Source organism: Streptomyces sp. NPDC001922, from assembly GCF_042891165.1.
Taxonomy (GTDB): domain Bacteria; phylum Actinomycetota; class Actinomycetes; order Streptomycetales; family Streptomycetaceae; genus Streptomyces.
This window is the reverse complement of sequence record NZ_JBIASV010000010.1, coordinates 112,924-132,337: the sequence shown is the minus strand read 5'-3', so window position 1 is coordinate 132,337 and position 19,414 is coordinate 112,924. Positions and strand designations below refer to the sequence as shown.

At 70.3% G+C, this 19,414-nt stretch carries 16 protein-coding genes; 9 read left to right on the top strand and 7 right to left on the bottom strand.

What is annotated here, in order from left to right; genetic code table 11:
- Positions 1-167: 167 nt before the first annotated feature.
- A complete protein-coding gene (locus tag ACFYYR_RS19945) occupies positions 168-641 on the bottom strand; it encodes a MarR family winged helix-turn-helix transcriptional regulator (protein WP_388854833.1) in 474 nt (157 codons plus the stop codon).
- Positions 642-909: 268 nt separating this feature from the next.
- Between ACFYYR_RS19945 and ACFYYR_RS19940 the strand changes: the two genes are divergently transcribed.
- Positions 910-2,808, top strand: a complete 1,899-nt coding sequence (locus ACFYYR_RS19940) for an ABC transporter ATP-binding protein (protein WP_388854830.1) — start codon at positions 910-912, stop codon at positions 2,806-2,808.
- Between the two features lie 259 nt (positions 2,809-3,067).
- The gene (locus ACFYYR_RS19935; protein WP_388854827.1) at positions 3,068-4,375 is read left to right on the top strand and encodes an MFS transporter; all 1,308 of its coding nucleotides are present in this window, start codon (positions 3,068-3,070) and stop codon (positions 4,373-4,375) included.
- Here the strand turns inward: ACFYYR_RS19935 and ACFYYR_RS19930 are convergent.
- The 6 genes from ACFYYR_RS19930 to ACFYYR_RS19905 form a co-directional block, all read right to left on the bottom strand.
- Positions 4,330-5,466, bottom strand: a complete 1,137-nt coding sequence (locus ACFYYR_RS19930) for an NAD(P)-binding domain-containing protein (protein WP_388854824.1) — start codon at positions 5,464-5,466, stop codon at positions 4,330-4,332. The two genes, ACFYYR_RS19935 and ACFYYR_RS19930, sit on opposite strands and share 46 nt — an antisense overlap.
- Positions 5,467-5,519: 53 nt before the next feature.
- Positions 5,520-6,725: an LLM class flavin-dependent oxidoreductase gene (locus ACFYYR_RS19925; RefSeq protein ID WP_388854821.1), complete on the bottom strand. Its 1,206-nt coding sequence runs from the start codon at positions 6,723-6,725 to the stop codon at positions 5,520-5,522.
- On the bottom strand, positions 6,722-7,768 hold the full coding sequence (locus ACFYYR_RS19920) for an ABC transporter substrate-binding protein (RefSeq protein ID WP_388854818.1): 1,047 nt from the start codon (positions 7,766-7,768) through the stop codon (positions 6,722-6,724). The genes ACFYYR_RS19925 and ACFYYR_RS19920 overlap by 4 nt, the downstream gene beginning before the upstream one ends.
- 100 nt (positions 7,769-7,868) lie before the next feature.
- Positions 7,869-8,579, bottom strand: a complete 711-nt coding sequence (locus ACFYYR_RS19915) for an ABC transporter ATP-binding protein (protein WP_388855418.1) — start codon at positions 8,577-8,579, stop codon at positions 7,869-7,871.
- Between the two features lie 401 nt (positions 8,580-8,980).
- Entirely contained in the window at positions 8,981-9,850 is an 870-nt protein-coding gene (locus ACFYYR_RS19910) for an ABC transporter permease (RefSeq protein ID WP_388854814.1), read from the bottom strand.
- A gap of 370 nt (positions 9,851-10,220) precedes the next feature.
- A complete protein-coding gene (locus ACFYYR_RS19905) occupies positions 10,221-10,301 on the bottom strand; it encodes a putative leader peptide (RefSeq protein ID WP_351509790.1) in 81 nt (26 codons plus the stop codon).
- A gap of 91 nt (positions 10,302-10,392) precedes the next feature.
- Here ACFYYR_RS19905 and ACFYYR_RS19900 point away from each other — a divergent pair, with 91 nt between their 5' ends.
- The 7 genes from ACFYYR_RS19900 (at position 10,393) to ACFYYR_RS19870 (ending at position 19,401) form a co-directional block, all read left to right on the top strand.
- Positions 10,393-10,815 (top strand): secondary thiamine-phosphate synthase enzyme YjbQ, encoded by a 423-nt coding sequence (locus ACFYYR_RS19900; protein ID WP_388854812.1) that lies wholly within the window; start codon positions 10,393-10,395, stop codon positions 10,813-10,815.
- Complete coding sequence (locus ACFYYR_RS19895) at positions 10,812-11,327, top strand: DUF2278 family protein (RefSeq protein WP_388854809.1); 516 nt, start codon at positions 10,812-10,814, stop codon at positions 11,325-11,327. Before ACFYYR_RS19900 ends, ACFYYR_RS19895 begins: the two co-directional genes overlap by 4 nt.
- A gap of 41 nt (positions 11,328-11,368) precedes the next feature.
- Positions 11,369-12,151 carry a hypothetical protein gene (locus ACFYYR_RS19890; RefSeq protein WP_388854806.1) on the top strand — a complete coding sequence of 261 codons (783 nt, stop codon included), beginning with the start codon at positions 11,369-11,371 and terminating at the stop codon, positions 12,149-12,151.
- A gap of 273 nt (positions 12,152-12,424) precedes the next feature.
- Positions 12,425-13,099, top strand: coding sequence for a VWA domain-containing protein (locus ACFYYR_RS19885; protein WP_388854803.1), 675 nt, complete (start codon positions 12,425-12,427; stop codon positions 13,097-13,099).
- Between the two features lie 35 nt (positions 13,100-13,134).
- Positions 13,135-14,556, top strand: a complete 1,422-nt coding sequence (locus tag ACFYYR_RS19880; protein ID WP_388854800.1) for a lipopolysaccharide kinase InaA family protein — start codon at positions 13,135-13,137, stop codon at positions 14,554-14,556.
- A 23-nt stretch (positions 14,557-14,579) separates the two neighbouring features.
- On the top strand, positions 14,580-17,963 hold the full coding sequence (locus tag ACFYYR_RS19875; protein ID WP_388854797.1) for a DEAD/DEAH box helicase: 3,384 nt from the start codon (positions 14,580-14,582) through the stop codon (positions 17,961-17,963).
- Positions 17,947-19,401, top strand: a complete 1,455-nt coding sequence (locus ACFYYR_RS19870) for a hypothetical protein (RefSeq protein ID WP_388854794.1) — start codon at positions 17,947-17,949, stop codon at positions 19,399-19,401. Before ACFYYR_RS19875 ends, ACFYYR_RS19870 begins: the two co-directional genes overlap by 17 nt.
- The last annotated feature ends 13 nt before the right edge of the window (positions 19,402-19,414 follow it).

The window sequence follows — 19,414 nt, the reverse complement described above, 5'->3', positions numbered from 1 at the left end:
CGGGCCGGATCGTCCCGGGCACGGTGGGAGGCCGGTGACGGTCGACGGTGGGGGTGCGGCCGGGGCGGGGGCGGTGGTGGCCGGGAACGCGTACCTGCCGTCGTCCGGCATGCGTGGCCGACCGCAGTGGTCCGCCCCCGGCCGAGGGCGCTTCAGGGCCGCGACGGTCAGCAGCGCGGGCCGGTCCCGTTCATCAGGTCGCTCAGCAAGTCCCCGAGCACCTCGCGCTGCTCCGCCGTCAGCGGGGCCAGGATCTCCTCGGCGGCGGCGCGGCGGGCCCTGCGCAACTGCCGGAGCGTCGCCCGGCCGGCGTCGGTGACCTCGATGCGCACCACACGACGGTTGGCGGGGTCCGGGACGCGGCGCACCGAACCCCTCGCCTCCAGCGCGTCCACCAGCGTCGTCACCGCGCGCGGCACGACTTCCAGCCGCTCGGCGAGATCGGCCATCCGCGGCGGTTCGGCGAAGTGCATCACGGCCCGCAGCAGCCGGGACTGCGCGGGGGTCAGCCCCAGGGGCTCCAGGTGCCGCTGCTGTGCGCGGTGCAGCCGCCGGGTGAGCCGCAGGAGCTGTTCGGCGAGGGTGCCGGAGGAGTCGGTACCGGAGGAGCCGGTACCGGGGCGGTCGGACGAGGAGGGCATGTCCGCCAGGCTATCAGGACTGTGTTCATTGTGAGCTTAGGTAACAATGAGCTATGCTCTCTTCGGCCACTCCGCTGGCACCGGCTGTGTGCGGGTGGCGGCCGGACGCCCGGCCCGAAGGGCGCCTCGCCCCGGGGAGGTCCTTGCCGCACGGACGCGCCCGCCCCGACGGCGAGCCGTCACCGGAAGGCTCCCTGGCCCGCCGGAAGGCGCCGCGTTCACCGGACAGGTGCCGGCCGACGACTGTCGACACCCATCGAAGGAGCCCATGCACCCCGATACGAACCCGCTTCACCCGCAGACCGCGAACCCGCAGACCTCGAACCCGCAGACCGCGAACCCGCAGGCCGGGACGGCTGCCGGCCCGCCCTCACCGGAGGGGGAACCGCCCGCTCAACTGCGTCGCATCCTCCGCCTGTTCCGCCCGTACCGCGGCCGCTTGGCCCTGGTCGCGCTGCTGGTCGGCGCCTCCTCGCTGACCACCGTGGCGTCGCCGTTCATGCTGCGCGAAGTGCTCGACACGGCCATTCCGCAGGCCCGGACGGGCCTGTTGAGCCTGCTCGCGCTCGGCATGATCGCCGCAGCCGTGATGAGCAGCGTCTTCGGAGTCCTCCAGACCCTGATCTCGACCACGGTCGGCCAGCGCGTCATGCACGACCTGCGCACCGCCGTCTACGCCCGGCTCCAGCGGATGTCGCTGGCCTTCTTCACCCGCACCCGGACCGGCGAGGTGCAGTCCCGGATCGCCAACGACATCGGCAGCATGCAGGCCACGGTGACGTCCACCGCCACCTCGCTGGTCTCCAATCTCACCAGCGTCGTCGCCACGGTGGTGGCGATGCTCGCCCTCGACTGGCGGCTGACGGTGGTCTCGCTGGCCCTGCTGCCGCTGTTCGTCTGGATCAGCCGGCGCGTCGGCCGGGAGCGCAAGCGCATCACCGCGCAGCGGCAGAAGCAGCTGGCCGCGATGGCCGCGATGGTCACCGAGTCGCTGTCGGTCAGCGGCATCCTGCTCGGCCGCACCATGGGCCGCGCCGACTCCCTGACGCGGGACTTCGCCGAGGAGTCGGAACGCCTCGTCGGGCTGGAGGTCCGCTCCAGCATGGCGGGCCGCTGGCGGATGGCCGTGATCGGCATCGTGATGGCCGCGATGCCCGCCGTCATCTACTGGGCCGCGGGCATGGCCCAGCACTTCGGCGGTCCGATGGTGTCCCTGGGCACCCTGGTCGCCTTCGTCTCCCTGCAGCAGGGGCTGTTCCGCCCCACCGTCAGCCTGCTCTCCACCGGAGTGCAGATGCAGACGTCGCTGGCGCTCTTCCAGCGCATCTTCGAGTACCTCGACCTGCCGGTGGACATCGCCGAACCGGCCGACCCGGTACGCCTGCCCACCGTCCGCGGCGACGTGCGCTTCGAGGCGGTCCACTTCCGCTACGGGGCCGAGGGTGCGGACACGCTCCGGGCCATCGAGCTCACCGTCCCCGCGGGCAGCAGCCTGGCCGTCGTCGGCCCGACCGGTTCCGGCAAGAGCACGCTCGGCCATCTCGTCCCCCGGCTCTACGACGTGACCGCCGGCCGGGTCACCCTGGACGGGGCGGACGTCCGCGACCTCGACTTCGACACCCTGGCCCGCGCGGTCGGCGTCGTCTCCCAGGAGACCTACCTCTTCCACGCCTCCGTCGCCGACAACCTGCGCTTCGCCAAACCCGACGCCACCGACGCCGAGATCGAGTCCGCGGCCCGGGCCGCGCAGATCCACGACCACATCGCCGGCCTGCCCGACGGCTACGACACCCTGGTGGGGGAGCGGGGCCACCGCTTCTCCGGCGGCGAGAAGCAGCGCCTGGCCATCGCCCGCACCATCCTCCGCGACCCGCCGGTCCTCATCCTCGACGAGGCCACCAGCGCGCTCGACACCCGCACCGAACACGCCGTGCAGCAGGCCATCGACGCGCTGTCCGCCGGCCGGACCACCATCACCATCGCGCACCGGCTCTCCACCGTCCGCGACGCCGACCGGATCATGGTGCTCGACGCCGGGCGCATAGCGGAGCAGGGCACCCACGAGGAACTCCTGGCCCAGGACGGCCGATACGCCGCACTGCTCCGCCGGGACGCGGACACTCGATTCGCTCCGACCGGGCAGCCGTGGGAACCGGCCGCCACCTGAACCCGGCACGGGCACGGACCCCGAAGCCGCCGGTCCGGGGAACCGCCGGACCGCGACATCGTCGGTCCACAGCGCCGTCGGCCTGAGGAACCGCCGGTCCGGGCGGCCCGTCGGTTCCGGCATCCCGGGCCGACAGCAGCGCGCCCGCCGCCCGTTGCGGAGGTCCGGCGGACAACGCCGTACGCCCCGGCCCACGCCGTTCCGGATCGTGGTGTCCGTACGGGTGTGCGGGACTCCCTGCCCGGGGAGGTCCAGGGTCATGACAAGCACAGGACATGCAGCTCCGGGGCACGACGCCCCCGCGACCGGCTCCCGGGGCTCCGCCGTGCGCCAGCTCGCGGCGGCCTCCGTCGGCAACGCGGTCGAGTGGTACGACTGGTATGCGTACTCCTTCCTGGCCGTCTACTTCGCGGACCAGGTCTTCCCGCCGGGCTCCGGGAACTCGCTCGTTCCGCTGCTGTCCACCTTCGCGGTCTTCGCCGTCGGCTTCTTCATGCGCCCGGTCGGCGGGCTGCTGATGGGAGCGGTGGCGGACCGGCACGGCCGGCGTGCGGCGCTGACCGTCACCATCCTGCTGATGGGCGGCGGCAGCCTGCTCGTCGCGCTCACCCCCGACTACGCCTCCGCGGGACTGCTCGCCCCCGTGGTGCTGGTGGCCGCCCGGCTGCTCCAGGGGCTGTCGGTGGGCGGTGAGTTCGCCGCCTCCACGACGTTCCTGGTGGAGTCGGCCGGACCGGGGCGGCGTGGCCTGTTCTCCAGCTTCCAGTACGTCTCGACGACCGTCGGCCAGCTCGTCGCCTCCGGTGTCGCGGCGCTCCTCGCCCATCAGCTGACGGACGATCAGATGGCGGCCTGGGGCTGGCGGGTGCCGTTCGCGCTGGGCGCGGTGATCAGCCTGGTCGGGTTCTGGATCCGGCGCGGCGCGCAGGAGACCCGCAGCGCCGAACAGCGGTCCGCCCCGCGGCCGGGCCTGTTCGAAGCGCTCCGCCACCACCCCCGCGCATCCCTGCTGATCTGCGGCATCACCACCGGCGGCACCATCGCGTACTACACGTGGACGACCTACCTGCCGACGTACGCCACCGTCAACGCGGGCTTCGACAAGGGCGACGCATTGCTCGTCGGCACCCTCTCCCTCGCGTTCTTCGCCCTGCTCCAGCCCTTGGGCGGCCTGCTCTCGGACCGGATCGGCCGCAAGCCGCTGCTGCTCGGCTTCTCCCTCGGCTTCGCGCTGCTGGCCGTGCCCCTGCTGCGGCTCGTCACCGACGCCTTCGTCTCCCTGCTGCTGGTGCAGTGCGCGGGCATGGTGCTTCTCACCGGCTACACCTCGGTCGCGGCCGCGGTGAACGCCGAGATCTTCCCCGCACGGGTCCGGGCCGCGGGCATCGGGTTCCCCTACTCCCTCACGGTGGCGCTGTTCGGCGGCACCGCGCCCTATGTGGGCACCTGGTTCGCGCAGGCCGGCCACCCGGACTGGTTCCCCTGGTACGTCGCGCTGCTCTGCCTGGTCTCCTTCGGCGTCTACCTGGCGCTGCCGGAGACCTCGAGGAAGCCGCTGGACACCTGAGCGGACCCGGGCGCGCCGGGTTCCGCCCCGGCCAGCAGTTCGCGGATCTCGCGGACGGCGGCGCGCCCGGCCCGGTTGGCGCCGATGGTGCTGGCCGACGGCCCGTACCCGACGAGGTGCACCCGCGGGTCCCGCAGCGTGCGGGTGCCCGCCATCCGGATCCCGCCGCCCGGTTCGCGCAGCCGCAGCGGCGCGAGATGGTCGATGGCCGCGCGGAAGCCGGTCGCCCAGAGGATCGTGTCGGCCGCGACGGCGCTGCCGTCCGCCCAGCGGGCCCCCTCGGGGGTGATCCGCTCGAACATCGGCCGCCGGACCAGCACTCCCTGCTCGCGGGCGCGCCGCATGGCCTCGGTCATCGGCAGGCCCGTCACCGAGACCACGCTCTGCGGCGGCAGACCGCTGCGGACCCGCTCCTCGACCAGCGCCACCGCCGCCCGGCCCCGGTCCTCGTCGAACGGCCCGTTGCGGAAGACCGGCGGGCGCCGGGTCACCCAGGTCGTCCCGGCCGCCACCCCGGCGATCTCCATCAGGTTCTGGACGGCCGAGGTGCCGCCGCCCACGACGATCACCCGCTCGCCGGCGAAGTCCTCCGGACCGCGGTAGCCGGCGGTGTGCACCTGGCGCCCGCGGAAGGACTCCTGGCCCGGATAGCGCGGCCAGAACGGGCGGTCCCAGGTGCCCGTGGCGTTGATCAGGGCCCGCACCGCCCAGGTGCCCTCGGTGGTCTCCACCAGCAGCCGGCCGTCCGGGCCCTCGCGCACCGCCCGGACGTCCACCGGCCGGTGCACCCGCAGGTCGAAGGTGTCCTCGTAGCCGGCGAAGTAGGCGCCGATCACCTCGGCGGAGGGCAGGTCCTCCCGGGCGCCGGTCAGCGGCAGCCCGGGCAGCTCGTGCAGGCCGTGCACCCGGCCGTAGGTCAGCGTGGGCCAGCGGAACTGCCAGGCGCCGCCGGGCCGCGGCGCGTGGTCGAGGACCACGAAGTCCCGGTCCGGCTCGTATCCGGCCCGGCGCAGGTGGTGGGCGGCGGACAGTCCTGCCTGCCCGGCGCCCACCACGGCCATGTCCACCGCATGCACCCCAGAGTCGTTCATGTTTCTACTAACCCGGGGCGCTGGCGGATCCTTCCCGGTCCGGCCGGAACGGCTCAGCGACCCCCCGCCACCAGCAACGGAGCCCCGCCGGGTGCCGACGCCGGACGCCCGTTCGCCGCCGGAACCCGCTCCAGCGGAGACGGCGGCGCCGCGAGCAGACCACGCGCCGCCAGCTCCGGCGTCACCCCCTCACCGAACCAGTACGCCTCCTCCAGATGCGGATAGCCGGACAGCACGAAGTGATCGACACCGAGCACGTGGTACTCCTCGATCCGGTCCGCGACCTCCGCGTGGCTGCCCACCAGCGCCGTGCCCGCGCCGCCGCGCACCAGTCCGACCCCGGCCCACAGATTGGGCGAGATCTCCAGCTCGTCGCGCGACCCGCCGTGCAGCGCCAGCATCCGCTGCTGGCCCACCGACTCGCTGCGCCCGAGCGCCTGCTGGGCGGCGGCGACCGTCTCCGGGGCGAGATCGTCGAGCAGCCGGTCCGCGGTGGCCCACGCCTCGCGCGACGAATCCCGGCTGATGGTGTGCAGCCGGATGCCGAAGCGCACCGTCCGCCCCCGCTCCTCCGCCAGCCCCCGGATCCAGTCGATCTTCTGCCGCACCAGCTCCGGGGGCTCGCCCCAGGTCAGGTACACATCGGCGTGCCCGGCCGCGACCGGACCGGCCGCGGCGGACGAACCACCGAAGAAGATCTCCGGCAGCGGGTCCGGCGGCAGCGCCGTCAGCCCGCCCTCCACCCGGTAGTGCTCGCCCTCGAAGTCGAACGGCCGGCCGCTCCAGGCGCCCCGCACCACCGACAGGAACTCGGCGGTCCGGGCGTACCGCTGGTCGTGGTCCAGGTGATCGCCGAACCGTCGCTGCTCGGTCGAATCCCCGCCGGTCACCACATTGAGCAGCAGCCGCCCCCGGGTGATCCGCTGGTACGTCGCCGCCATCTGGGCGGCCAGCACCGGCGAGATCACCCCGGGCCGGAACGCCACCAGGAACTTCAGCCGCTCGGTGTGCTGCGCCAGCGCGGCCGTGGTCAGCCAGGCGTCCTCGCACCACGTACCGGTCGGCGTCAGCACCGCCTCGAACCCCAGCCGCTCCGCGGCCTTGGCGATCTGCGCGAGATAGTCGATGTCGGGAGCCCGGACGCCGCTCACCGGGGTGATCCGGGACCGTTTGATCCCGCCGTCGGTGTAAGCGTGCCGGTCGACGAGCGTCCGCCCGTCACCTCCGGTGGGCAGGAACCAGTGCAGATGGACCGTCATCGCGGGGCCTTTCCGTAGCTGCGGGGCTGGGTGGAGGACGCGGGGAGGCCGCGGTTGTAGCGGGTGTCGACGTAGTCGGCGAAGGAGAAGCGCCGCGGAATCAGCTTCAGCGCGGCGAAGGTGTCGGCGATCTTCTGCTCGGAGGCCACGGCCGGCTTGTCGACCGCCACCGTCACCCGGGTCCCGTTGGTGCGCTCGACCGAGTCCAGCGCCACCCCGTACGGCAGGCCGGTCTCCTTCGCCCAGACCTTCGCCCACGCCTCGGGGTGCCGGAACACCCAGTTCTGCGCCCGCCGCAGCCGCTTCAGGTAGTCGGCGATGGCCGCGGACTTCTTCCGGTCCTTCAGCGCGGCCGGGGAGGCGACCTGGAAGTTCAGGCCGTTGGACACGCCCTTGCCGGTGGTCAGCACCCGGGCGTCCGCCGTCCGCAGCACCTGCGAGGTGTACGGATCCCAGATGGCCCAGGCGTCGACCTTGCCCCGGCTGAACGCGGCCAGCGCGTCCGCCGGCTGCAGATAACTGATCTTGACGTCCCCCACGGACAGCCCGGCCCGCTTGAGGGAGGCGATCAGCTGGAAGTGGGCCGAACTGCCCTGGGCGACGGCGACCGTCTTCCCCTTGAGGTCCTTCGGCTTCTTCAGCGGCGAGTCCTTCGGCACGGCGATCACTTCGCCGTCGGTGGTGCCGTGCGAGGCGCCGACGATTCTGATCTTCGACTTCGACCCGGCCGCGAACACCGGGGGTGTGTTGCCCACCCCGCCGATGTCCGCCGCCTCGGCACTGACCGCCTCCAGCAGCGGAGGACCGGAGGTGAACGTCGACCACGTGATCCGGTACTTGAGGTCGTCCAGCTCGCCGGCCGCCCGCAGCACCGCTTCGGCCCCGCCCTTCTGGTCACCGACGTTCAGCGTGACGTCCCCCTTCCCGTCGGTGGTGTCGCCGCCACCGGCACCGCCCGCGGCGGTCGAGGCGCCGCCGCAGGCGCTCAGCAGCAGGGACAGCGGGAGCAGCAGAGCGGGCAGCGCGGACTTCGGAATCTTCATCGTGCGTCTTTCGGTTGAGGGGGGCCGGCCGTGAACGAGGCCGGCGGGGTCGACGTCGGCGACGGCCGGGGGCCAGCGACGGGGCGCAGGGCGGGGCACGTCAGGCGGCGTGGACGGCGGGAGCCCCGGGCTCCGCGACGCCGAGTTCCGCGAGCAGCCGGGCCCGCAGCGCGGCGAACTCCGCACCGCCCACCGCCCGCGGACGGTCCAACCCGACCCGGGTCTCCCAGGCGATGGCCCCGTCACGCATGACCAGCACCCGGTCGGCGAGCAGCAGCGCCTCCTCGACGTCATGGGTGACGAGCAGCACCGCGCACCCCCGCCGCTGCCACAACTCGGCCACCAACTGCTGGGCCTTGATGCGCGTCAACGCGTCCAGGGCACCGAACGGCTCGTCGAGCAGCAGCAGATCGGGCTCCCGGACCAGCGCCCGAGCGAGCGAGGCCCGCTGGGCCTCACCCCCGGAGAGCGTCTTCGGCCAGGCCCCCGACCGGTCGCCCAGCCCCACTTCCTCCAGCGCCTGCTCGGCCACCCCACGGTCGGGACGCCCCGGCAGGCCGAGCAGCACATTGCGCCAGACCCGCTTCCACGGCATCAGCCGCGGCGCCTGGAACGCCACGGCACGCCGCCGGGGCACCAGCACCTCGCCCTCGATCTCCCGGTCCAGCCCGGCGAGGACCCGCAGCAACGTGCTCTTGCCGCAGCCGCTGCGCCCCAGCAGCACGGTGAACTCCCCGGGCGGCAGCGTCAGATCGAGCCCGTCGATCACCGACCGCCCGTCGAAGGACCGGCTCAGCCCCGCGATCCGCACGGCGGCGTCCTCGGGGGCGGCACGCTCGGATGCGGCGCCGGGGGAGACGGTTCCACCGGGAGCGGTGTCACCGGGGGAAACAGTCTCACTGGGAGCGGTGTCACCGGGGGCACTGTCACCGGCGGCACTGTTACCGGGCGCGGCGTCCCTGAGAGCGGCGTCATCGGCATCATCGGCTTCGGGGGCTTCGGGGGCTTCGGGGGCTTCGGGGGCTTCGGGGGCTTCGGCGTCGGGGGCCTGGGCATTGGGGCCTTCGACATTGGAGCCTTCGACATCAGGGCCTTCGGCGACGGGGGCCTCGGTGCCGAAGGTCTTGGCGTCGGAGGTCCGGCTGACGGGGCCCTCGGCGAGGGCGTCACCCTTCCTGGTGGAGGAACTGGCACGGCCGGTCGCGGTGCGGGTCACCGGCCCGTGAAGCTGGGTCGCCATTGCAGCAGCAGCCTTTCGAGAGTGCGGACGACGATGTCGGCGGTGAGGCCGAGGAAGGCGTAGACGACCAGGCAGACGACGATCACATCGGTCTGGAAGAACTCCCGGGCCCGGTTCATCAGGAAGCCGATGCCGTCATCGGCGTTGACCTGCTCACCGAAGACCAGGGCGAGCCATGCGGTCGCCAGCGAGTAGCGCAGCCCGGTCATCGCGCCGGGCAGCGCCCCCGGGAGCACCACGTGCCGGATCAGCGCCCCGCGGGACAGCCCGAGCGACGTTCCGGCCTCGATCAGTTGCTCGTCCACCCCGCGGATCCCCGCGTAGACATTGAGATACAGGTGGAACGCGACACCCAGCGCGATCAGTGCGATCTTCGGCGCCTCACCGATGCCCATCCAGATGATGAACAGCGGGATCAGCCCCACCCAGGGAACCGTGCGCAGCATCTGCACGGTCGCGTCGATCAGATCCTCCCCGAGCCGCGACAGACCGGAGAGCAGCGCGAGGCCCGTGCCGACGACACCGCCGATGAGCAGCCCCACGGCGACCCGTTGCAGCGAGACGGCCATGGCCGACGGCAGCGTCCCGTCGGCGACCAGGTCCGCGGCGGCCGAGGCGATGGTCCCGGGCGCGGCGAGGATGTCGGGCTGCAGGACTCCGGTGCTGCTCAACACCTGCCAGAGGACGAGCAGTCCGACGGGGCCGACGGTCCGTCGCACCCAGCGGGGCACGGGACGACGGCTGCCGGACGCAGGAACCACGGGTTCCAGCTCCACCGGCTGATCTCTTGATATGGGTGATATATCCGGCGGTGCGGTGACAGTGGCCACGGGGGACTCCATGGAGACAGGGGACGGGGGAGCGGCCGACAAGAGCCGATGAGGAGGAGAGCCAGGGGAACGGGACGGGCAACGGCACGGCGTGGCCACCCCATGGCTATGCCTCAGCGCCCGTAACGCCGGATCAGCGCACGACGGAGGCACAGCAACTGGGGAAGGGGGCGAGGAGGCCGCAGTCGTCCGCAGCCCGGCGGAGAGATACGAGCACCATGGGGGATGGGGACGCCGACCGGGTTGCGGCTTGTCCGATGAGGGCCGCTCCGGAGCGCCGATGCCACCCTGTGCTCAACGCCCACCGGGGGCGGCAGACATCAGGAGTGGGAAGCCGACTCGCCGAACCGGTGGAAACGGTGCCCGCGACGCGCCCGAGGCGTCAGCGACCGCGACAGGACGCGGAAGCCACCCGCAGCAGGTCGATGTGACCGCGCGTGGTGAGCAGGGCTGAACGCAACATGCCGAGGAAGGTAGCGAGCCCCGTACGACACGGTCAATCGCCGTCTCGCCAGGCGGACGCGTTTTCCCGCGGGGTGAGTGAGGATGGAGCCATGTCCGACGCCTTCACCACCCGCCTGATCGACCTCTCCACCGGATCGTCCGAGACGGTCCACGACATCACCGCGTCCTGCGAGGGCTTCCTCCGCAAGGCGGCCCGCGGCCGCGACGGTCTGCTCAACGTCTTCGTCCCGCATGCCACGGCCGGCATCGCGGTCATCGAAACCGGCGCGGGCAGCGACGACGACCTCCTCGCCACCCTCCACACCCTGCTGCCGGCCGACGACCGCTGGCAGCACCGGCACGGCAGCCACGGCCACGGCCGCGACCACGTCCTCCCCGCCCTGGTGGCCCCGCACGCGACCCTGCCGGTCATCAGCGGCCGACTGGAACTGGGCACCTGGCAGTCGGTCTGCCTGGTGGACACGAACGTAGACAACCCGAACCGCCAGGTGCGGTTGAGCTTCCTCGCGTGACAGTGATTGATGTTGTCTGTGGTCGACTCGGCAGTCATTCAAGCAGCGGATGTTCATCATCTCGAGCACTGACGGCGAGCAGCCTGGTGGTCAAGGTCCAAGCGCTGCTTCCTGGCCACGTTCGGTCCCAGCAGGCCCCGTCGGAGCTGCTTTACCCGGCTGACGGCGACTTCCGCCAACCGGTGACGGAGCTGCTCCCGCCGTCCGGCAGCGGATGGACTGCCCTGCCGTCGCAGCCGGGGAAGGCCAGCGTGGACTTTATACGCGGCAACCTGTTCGACCCGGCCTCCCGTGGCTCTCTACGTCTTCGGGCAGCGGTTGGTCCCGAGGCAGCGACCGCCGGCAAGGTGTTCTACTTCCGGCCCGGTAATGGCGTCCACGACGTCCATATGAACCAGGCGCAGATTTTGATGGACCGCGTGCTGGCCGCACCCGCGGCACGTGCCGCGGGAAGGCGAATAGGCGGCGCCATCCGTCGACTGGACGGGAATGATCTTCGATCGGGCCGGTGACGTACGGTGCACGGTGCCGTGCGTCGTGCGATAACGGCACCATGACACAGACCCCAACTGCTACAGCCGCGGAAATCAAGATCAGCTTTTCCGGAGGCGAGGCCCGGAAGGCGGCCTGTGCGCTTGAGCTCCACGCTGGCGAGGGCCGCGGCCGCACCATCTACTTCTGGGACAGCCCAAGGAAGGGCGGCGACGGCGTCTCGCTGCCTTTCCTCGACCGCGGGGTCATCCTGCCCCTGCGTCTGGACGACGAGGACCACGGATCCAAGCGCGAAACGGACATGATCGCCAAACTGCGGCCGTGCCCCCCATTGCAGCCCGGCTGGCAGCAGGACCGCAAGAATGACGAGGAGGGATGGGAGTTCACGATCGAGGAGGACCGAACGGGTCCCGCCTTCACGCCCGTACTGTCCGCCTCGCTGCAGGCCGACCGGAAGGTCGAGGCGAAGCTCGTCGAGTCTGTGGTCAGGCCCGGGAGCGGAGCGCTGGACCACATCCTCGTCAAGCCGCACCGTGAGCTCTTGGAGGACGCCGGCGGGTTGAAGAAGGGCGACCTCATGGACCTGAGGGCGCTTGGCCCGGTGTACGCCGTCAAGTGGAAGCAGGACTGGGACACACTGCCCCGTCCCGTGGCCATCGAGGAGTGGATCGCCAAGGACCTGCGCTTCCTAGAGGTATCGGTGCGTACGAGCACGGCTGAAGCGGCCGAGGCCGAGAGGCTGCTCGAACAAGGCCTGCGAAAGCACAACATCACCCCACCGCGATCCGGCGAAACCAAGCCCCGGGCCGTGCTGACCGTCCTCGCCCGCCACCTGGCGCTCTGACGACGCCGTGCCAGGAGCTCGTCGTCAACTGTGCCTCTGCCGAGAGGATTTGGCGGATGCCCCAGCTGACTCCCGACCGGAGCTCCGCGCAGTCGGGGGATCGCGCCGACGCGATCGGCAGGGGGAGCGCTTCTGAGTAGCCCTTGAGCGATTTGGCCCTCTCAGACTCCTGGATTTTAGTACCTTGGCTGCCTCAGCGTCAGAAATGGCCTTGCCGCAGCCAGGCGCAGCTACGTGGAGCTGCCAGTGCGGTGAGGACGATGGGGGGATGTCGTGGGTGCCGCGCCGCGTTTCATGGCCGCTAAGGCGCGTCCGTTACCGGTACTCGTGCTGGCAGACGTCAGCGGAAGTATGGGGGAGCCGCGGGAGAAGATCGATGTGCTCAACGAGTGCATCCGCCGCATGCTTGGGGACTTTGCGACGGCTGATATCGGGCGAGGGGTCATCCACGTCGGAGTGATCGCGTTCAGTCAGGGTCGAGCCGAATTGCACCAGGAACTGGTGCCCGCAGTCGAGGCTTCCTGGACCGATATGGAGGCCCGAGGCGGCACCCCGCTCGGCGCGGCCCTCGGACTCGCTGACTCGGTCCTGCACGACGAGTCGGTCGTCCCGGTTCGGGCCTTTTCTCCCACGCTTGTTCTCGTGTCCGACGGGATGCCCACCGATGAGTGGGAAGAGGCCCTGGAGCGTTTGCTCGACTCGCCGAAGGGCTCCAACGCCACCCGGCTGGCGATTGCGATCGGTCCGGACATGACCGAGCAGGCGAAGGCCGTGCTGCGCCGTTTCGTCAGCGACGAGGCCAACGGCGTGTTCGAAGCCCAGGATGTCGGACGCATTCAGCAGTACTTCCGCTGGGTCACGGTCACGGTCACCCAGCGCGCGCAGAGCACTCGCCCGGACCGGACGCCGGTGCTGAGCCCCGAGGATCTGTCCGACTTCGGCGCCTGAGCCGACGGAAGCACGCGGCGAGAGGAAACCCACCAGTGGCATCGCACTGGGATCTCGGCGGTCTCCTGCGGCCTGTCGAGGACGAGTACTACCAACTATGGTCACTGACGCACTCGATTGGAGCCGGCGGCCAGGGAGAGGTGTGGCTGGCCCGAGGCGGACGCACCGCCGTCAAGATGATCACTGCTCCGAGTCAGCAAGCGGCAGCGGCCGTGCACGCTCGGCTGCGCCGTATCCAGCGCCTTCCGCTGGAAGGTATCCCGTTGGCCAGCGTACTCGCTCTGCTCCGCCCGCCGAAGCTGGGCTATGTGATGGAACTGGCCGACGAGATGGTCCCGTTGGACGCACTGTGTGTCCCTGACGAGGAGGACTTGGCGGCCTGGTATCTGCGCACCGGAGGACTGGAACGCCGACTGCGGCTGCTGGCCAAACTCGCAGACGCCGTCGCCCGGCTCCATGCGCGCGCCATTGTGTACCAGGACCTGTCGCCGTCGAACGTTCTGGTGTCTGCCGCCCCCGAGCAGCAGGAGATCCGACTCATCGATGTGGACAATCTCGGTCTGATCTCGGCAGTCGAATCCGCGCCGGTCCACACCCCAGGATACGGGGCACCAGAGATCGTGTCCGGGCGCAGCGGGGCCACCACGCTGGCTGACGCGCACGCACTTGGCGTGCTGATATTCGAGACCCTCACGGCGAGCCACCCGTTTCGAGGCGATGACGTCCTGGACGCCGACCCCGACTATCAACAGGAGTACGCAGACCGCTTTCGCCTTCCCTGGATCGACCACCCAACCGACCACACCAACGAGTGCACGCTGGGCATCACGCCCCGCCAGGAACTGCTGTCCCGTCAGCTGTGGGACCTGGCCACCCAGTGCTTCGTGGACGCCGTTGCCAACCCTCTGCTCCGGCCGCCTGCCGCCCGGTGGGCCGCGGCGCTGCACTCCGCGGCGGGGCAGACCTTCGTGTGCCCGGAGTGCGGGTGGACCTACCGTGCCGGCGCGCCCTCCTGCCTCCGGTGCCGGAAGCCCGGAGAGCGAATCTGGGTGCTGCGCCACGGGCTGACAGCTCCGGTAGGTACCGAACCGGAGAGCCTGTCGGGCAGCAGCGACGGCGTCCCCGGTATGGAGCTGTCAGAGGTGCCGCTGCCCGACTTCACCGTGCTGCGTTCCGGTGCCACGACAGCACTGGCGGCCCGGCATACCTCCGCTGCCCCGGATCGGCCCGACGCGGTGGTCGCTCAACTACACCACCATGGGCGGGACGCAACCGTGCTGAACCTGTCACGCAACAGCCTCTGGCTGGACCATCAGGACGGGCGGCCATGGCGGGAGATCGGCCAGGGAAGCCAGGCAACCGTACCGGTGGACGGCCGCACGTGGACGCTCCACTTCGGGAGGCGGGGTGTCATCCACCGCTGGGTGCGCTTGATGGCCGTGGAGGCGCCTAAGTGAGCTTTCGTCCCAAGGAACCGGCCATGCCGGCCAGCATGCCCGGCGAGCCCGTCTTCGTATCATTCCGCTGGCATCGGGTGCCGCAGGGGTTCGCCGGCCAGAAACTTCCTGACGGCAGCGAGGTCCGCCTCTATCGTCGGCCCACCGGCCAACTCGACCTGGTCACCGACTCCGCCACCATCGGCATCACGCCAGCAACTGCCGAAGACCAACGGAAACTCGACGACGTCGAGGCGGCCGGACCCAGCTGTGTGGCGGTCACCGCTCACCCGGTCCAGCTGAAGCCGCCTGCGGCCGTCACGCCACACCGGTCTCGCGCCGGCAAGCCGAATCCGTCGGCGTCGGGCGCCGATGAACCGTTCACCTTGCGGGTGCACCGCTACGCACCCGCCACACGGCTCGCCGTGCCGCTCAGTTCCGGACTGCTGCTCGATGTCAATGACGCCGTTCTGGAGGACGTCTCGAAGTATGCCGACCGGGCGGATACCGTCAACGTCGGTTCGGTCATGGAATTCATGGGACGAGAGCTCTTCCTGGGCCCGCGCCCCGGGGCTCCCGCGGACGCCAGGCGCATGGTAGTTTCAGCCGGACCAGCCGGAAGTCTTGAGGCTGGCTTTCGCGTGCACGGACCCAGGCTCATGGCCGACGTCGAGAAACACAGTGCTGGATACCGCATCGTCCGCCTGCTCAGCTCGGTCCACGATCAGGATGGCACCGGTCAGAAGGCCCTGGCCGTCGGGTCCATCGAGTTTCGCGATATGACCGCCAGGCAGCGCGACCGGGAGCGAATCCAGCGGGGACTCGACCTGGTGGCCAGCCAGAACAGTTACCTGACCATGTGGGCCAGATACCAGGAACTGGAGGCTCGCCACATCAGGGGACGCATCCGCGACTTCGGAACCATTCGCTACACCGACGTCAAGGTCGAGTCCGATGGCCGCTACGCCTTCACGGTGCACCTCAACCGGGCGTTGCCCCGCACCCGAGCCGTCCTGGAGCACACGGCAGCGGTCGAGCGCGTCGAGATAGAGGCGGCGGAACAGGTTCCGGCCTCAGTGACGGACACGGCGATGACCGACGGGGAGTGGTTGGTCGCTTCCCGCGCGCATAAGGTGCGGGCCTGGGTCGGTGAACCGCTCGGATACGACAGCGTCACCGAGATCCTCCGGCTGGCCGCAACCCTCAACGACCAGCAGGACCCACCGCCTCAGGGGTGGCTCTACTTGGCACATCGTGGTGGCCAGCGTCGACTCGACAGGCGCGAGAAGGCCATGCAGAAGTTGCGCACCGATGGGACGCATATTCCGGCGCTGCCGACTCTGTTGGAAGGTGGTTCCTGGCCGCAGCCGGCACGACGACAGATCACGAAGCTCTCCCGTTCCGCACTCAACTGTTTCGCTCCCCATGGGCCGACCCCGGCGCAGCGGGAAGCAGTGCTCATCGCCCTCAACACCCCTGACGTGGCGATCATTCATGGACCGCCGGGTACCGGAAAGACGCAGGTGATCGCTGCTCTGGTCAACCAGCTGGGTGACCTGGCCGAGGGCGGAGTCGTAGCCGGAAGCACCCTGCTGACGAGTTTCCAGCATGCGGCGGTGGACCATCTGGTCACGCGTGGCTGGGTTTTCGGGCTGCCTCCGCTGAAGGTGGATTCCCGCGGCCGGGGCAGCACGGTCGCGCTGGACGCCTGGCGGATCGAGGCAGCTGGTGCCGCTGACTTACGGCTGCGTGAGCGCCCGGCCGGACGTCATCTGGCAGCGAAGCGAGCTGCCGCCGAGTTGGCCGCCACCTACCGCGTGGCACCGGTTCCGCCGGAGTTCCTGCCGCAATTCCTCGATCAGGTGCTCAGCCAGCTCGGCGACATCGCTGAATCGTCACTGGTCAGGGAGGTCCGCGGCCACCGGGACAGAGCCGAGAGGCATCGCAGCCGGGCCGCCGCCGTGGCCGACTCCGAGATCCGCGCGCACCTCCTGCCGTACGTCCGGTCGCTGCGGTGCACGCCGACCGGATTCCAGGACGACGGGCCACGCACGGCCAGAGCGCTGCTGACCCGGCTCGAACTCGCCGACAGCCCGCTGCTGGACGGCATCTCGTACCAGGAGCCGCTGCGTGCCGCGGCCCGTGCCACTTCGCCTTCACCCGAACTGCTCGACCCGCTTGCCGTGTTGCGCGACGACCTGCTCGACCGTCTCACTGCGCGCATCCGGTTGCCGGAGGTCACAGTGGCCGACCCCGCGATCGTCGACCTCCTCGACCGGCTCGCCGCACACCTCGCGGAGGCGGTGACCCGGTCACCCGACGCCATAGCGGCGGCGCTGCTCGAGTATCGGGATGATCTGCGCAGCGATCCGGAAGGAGTCGACGCCACCCTTCGCGCCTACACCGTCTCGCTCGCCTCTACCTGCCAGCAGTCCGTTTCCAAAAGCATGATCGATGTCAGCCGCCAGGACGGGTTCGAGTCGGTCGTCGTCGACGAGGCGGCGCGAGCCAACCCGCTGGATCTGCTCATCCCCCTTGCCCAGGCCCGCCGCCGGATCGTGCTGGTCGGGGACCACGCCCAGCTTCCCCACATGCTCGAACCCGACGTGGAGCGCGAACTGAGCTCCTTGGGCGACGACGTCCGCGACCGGTTGCAGGAAAGCCTGTTCCAGCGACTGGCCCGGCAGTGGGAGCACGGCTCGTCCGATCGGCACTCCCGGTTCGTCCGCCTCGACACGCAGTTCCGCATGCATCCGGTACTCGGCAGCTTCGTCAGCGACAACTTTTACGGCGGAGACCTGCGCAATGGCCGTGAAGCGGTCGAGTTCGTCCACGGGATCGACCGTTATGGGGAGGTCCCCGCAGTTTGGCTCCCCGTGCCGCTGTCCGCCGGCGGCGAAGCACAACGGGGCACAAGTCGGGCGCGTCATGCCGAGGCCGCTGCCATCGCAGCGGAGATAGCAGCGCTGATCGGGCGGTACCCACGGATGACCTTCGGAGTCATTTCGTTCTACGCGGCACAGGTCACCGAGGTCTGGAAGGAACTGAAGAAGGCAGGCCTCGCCGAATTCACCGATGCGGGCGGCTGGCGTCCGGTGCCCCGGCTCTGCCGCGACGAGGACGGCGCACCGCTCGACCGATTGCGGGTCGGTACCGTCGACGCCTTCCAGGGGATGGAGTTCTCTGTCACCTACCTGTCCACGGTACGCAGCTGCGCACCGGCCGCACGAACCGACGCGAAGCGCGCCTACGGGCACCTGACCGTCGCCAACCGACTGTGCGTGGCGATGAGCCGCCAGCAGCGACTACTTGCCGTGGTCGGCGACGACGACATGTTCGGGCCGGGAAGCCCGGAGGCGGTCAAGCCTCTCGCCGCATTCCTGGAACTGTGCCGGAAGGGGGTGGACGGCCGTGTCATTCGACCGTGAGACCCCGGTCTTCCAGCTGGCCTTCCCACCACTTCGGCAACGGTATCGGCCCGTTCTGCTGCCCGTGTGGGTTCACCAGGTGACCGCGCCGACGGGCTACTCCCGCACGCTGGACGTCTTCCAGACCGTGGTGCTGCGCCTGTGCGCTGCCGGAGTCCGGGATATCGGCGACCTGTCCCAGCTCATCGGTCTGGACACCGCCCTGTGCCGCACCGTGATGGCCCGGCTCGTCGAGGGGCAGCTGATGGAACCCGGACTGAAGCTGACCGAGGCGGGACGACGGACCGTGGCCGAGGGAGAAGTGGCGGAGACGGAGCCTCGGCTGGTGCGCGTGTTCCAGGACCCGACCACCGGGTCCCTGTTGCCTCGGATCTTGATCTCCGATCCGGTACGCGCAGACCTTCGGGCGCACCGAGGCCGCTGGGTCACCATCCAGTTCGGCACCGCCGGCGCTTCCCGGGAGGTTAGCGCGTTGACGCTCCGGGCCAGCGGTTCTTCGATGCGCCCGTCGGAACGTGACGTTCTCGCCGCGTGCAGAAGCCACGATCTGGCGACTCGGGGTATCCGCGGGGCTTCCCGAGCGCAGGACAACACCGCGGTGGCGGCTCGGCGGATCGGATTCCACAGCACTGCAAATCCGGCCTACCTGGTGTGTTGTGTGGTCGAGGGCCACGACGGTTCTGGCCGCATGTGGACCGTTGCAGACCCGTTCGCGGCAACTGACGACGGGCGATTCTTCGCCGACCTGCTGGCCGCCCGTACCGAGGGCGACGAGCAGTTGTGCCGGCTGATCGACGAGTTGATGGGGAAGAGCCGCCGCGATCGGACCGCCGCCGCACGCAGCGTCGACCGAGAACTCGCCCAGGACGCCCGCGTCGAGGTCGTGCGCATTCTCGGCGAGGGAATCAGGGATCACCCGGAGGTGTTCACTCATCTCGCGGACATCGAGTTGTCGCTGGTCAAAGACACTGCGCGGGAGCGCGAGCACGCCGTTCGCAACGCGATCCGCGTCTTCGAGTGCATACTTCCCGGACTCAACGAGAAGTTCCCTGCCCGGCTGCCGACATCCACAGTGCCAGGGGTGCGCCAGCGCTCGTTTGTGCTGATCGCGCAACGTTTGGGCGCCACCTCCGTGCCTCCGGAGATGCGCCGACACTGCGCTGGTCCGAAAAACGGCGTGTTCGGGGACGTCATCAAGGCTGTCTGGGCGGCCGGAGAGAACCAGCAGCATCCATTCGCCACGTTCATCCGGCAGCGCCCCACGCTCCTGGATGATCTCGACCGGTCTCGGATTCTGCGCAACAACGCGACGCACGGACCGACCGACGCCCCAGCCTCCGACGAGCTGGCACACATGAGGACTCTCGCCTACGAAGCAGCCCGCCACTTGCTCAATCTGAGCGGCGGCCGATCCACAGCGAGCACGAGGGGGAACTGACGCCATGGGGAAG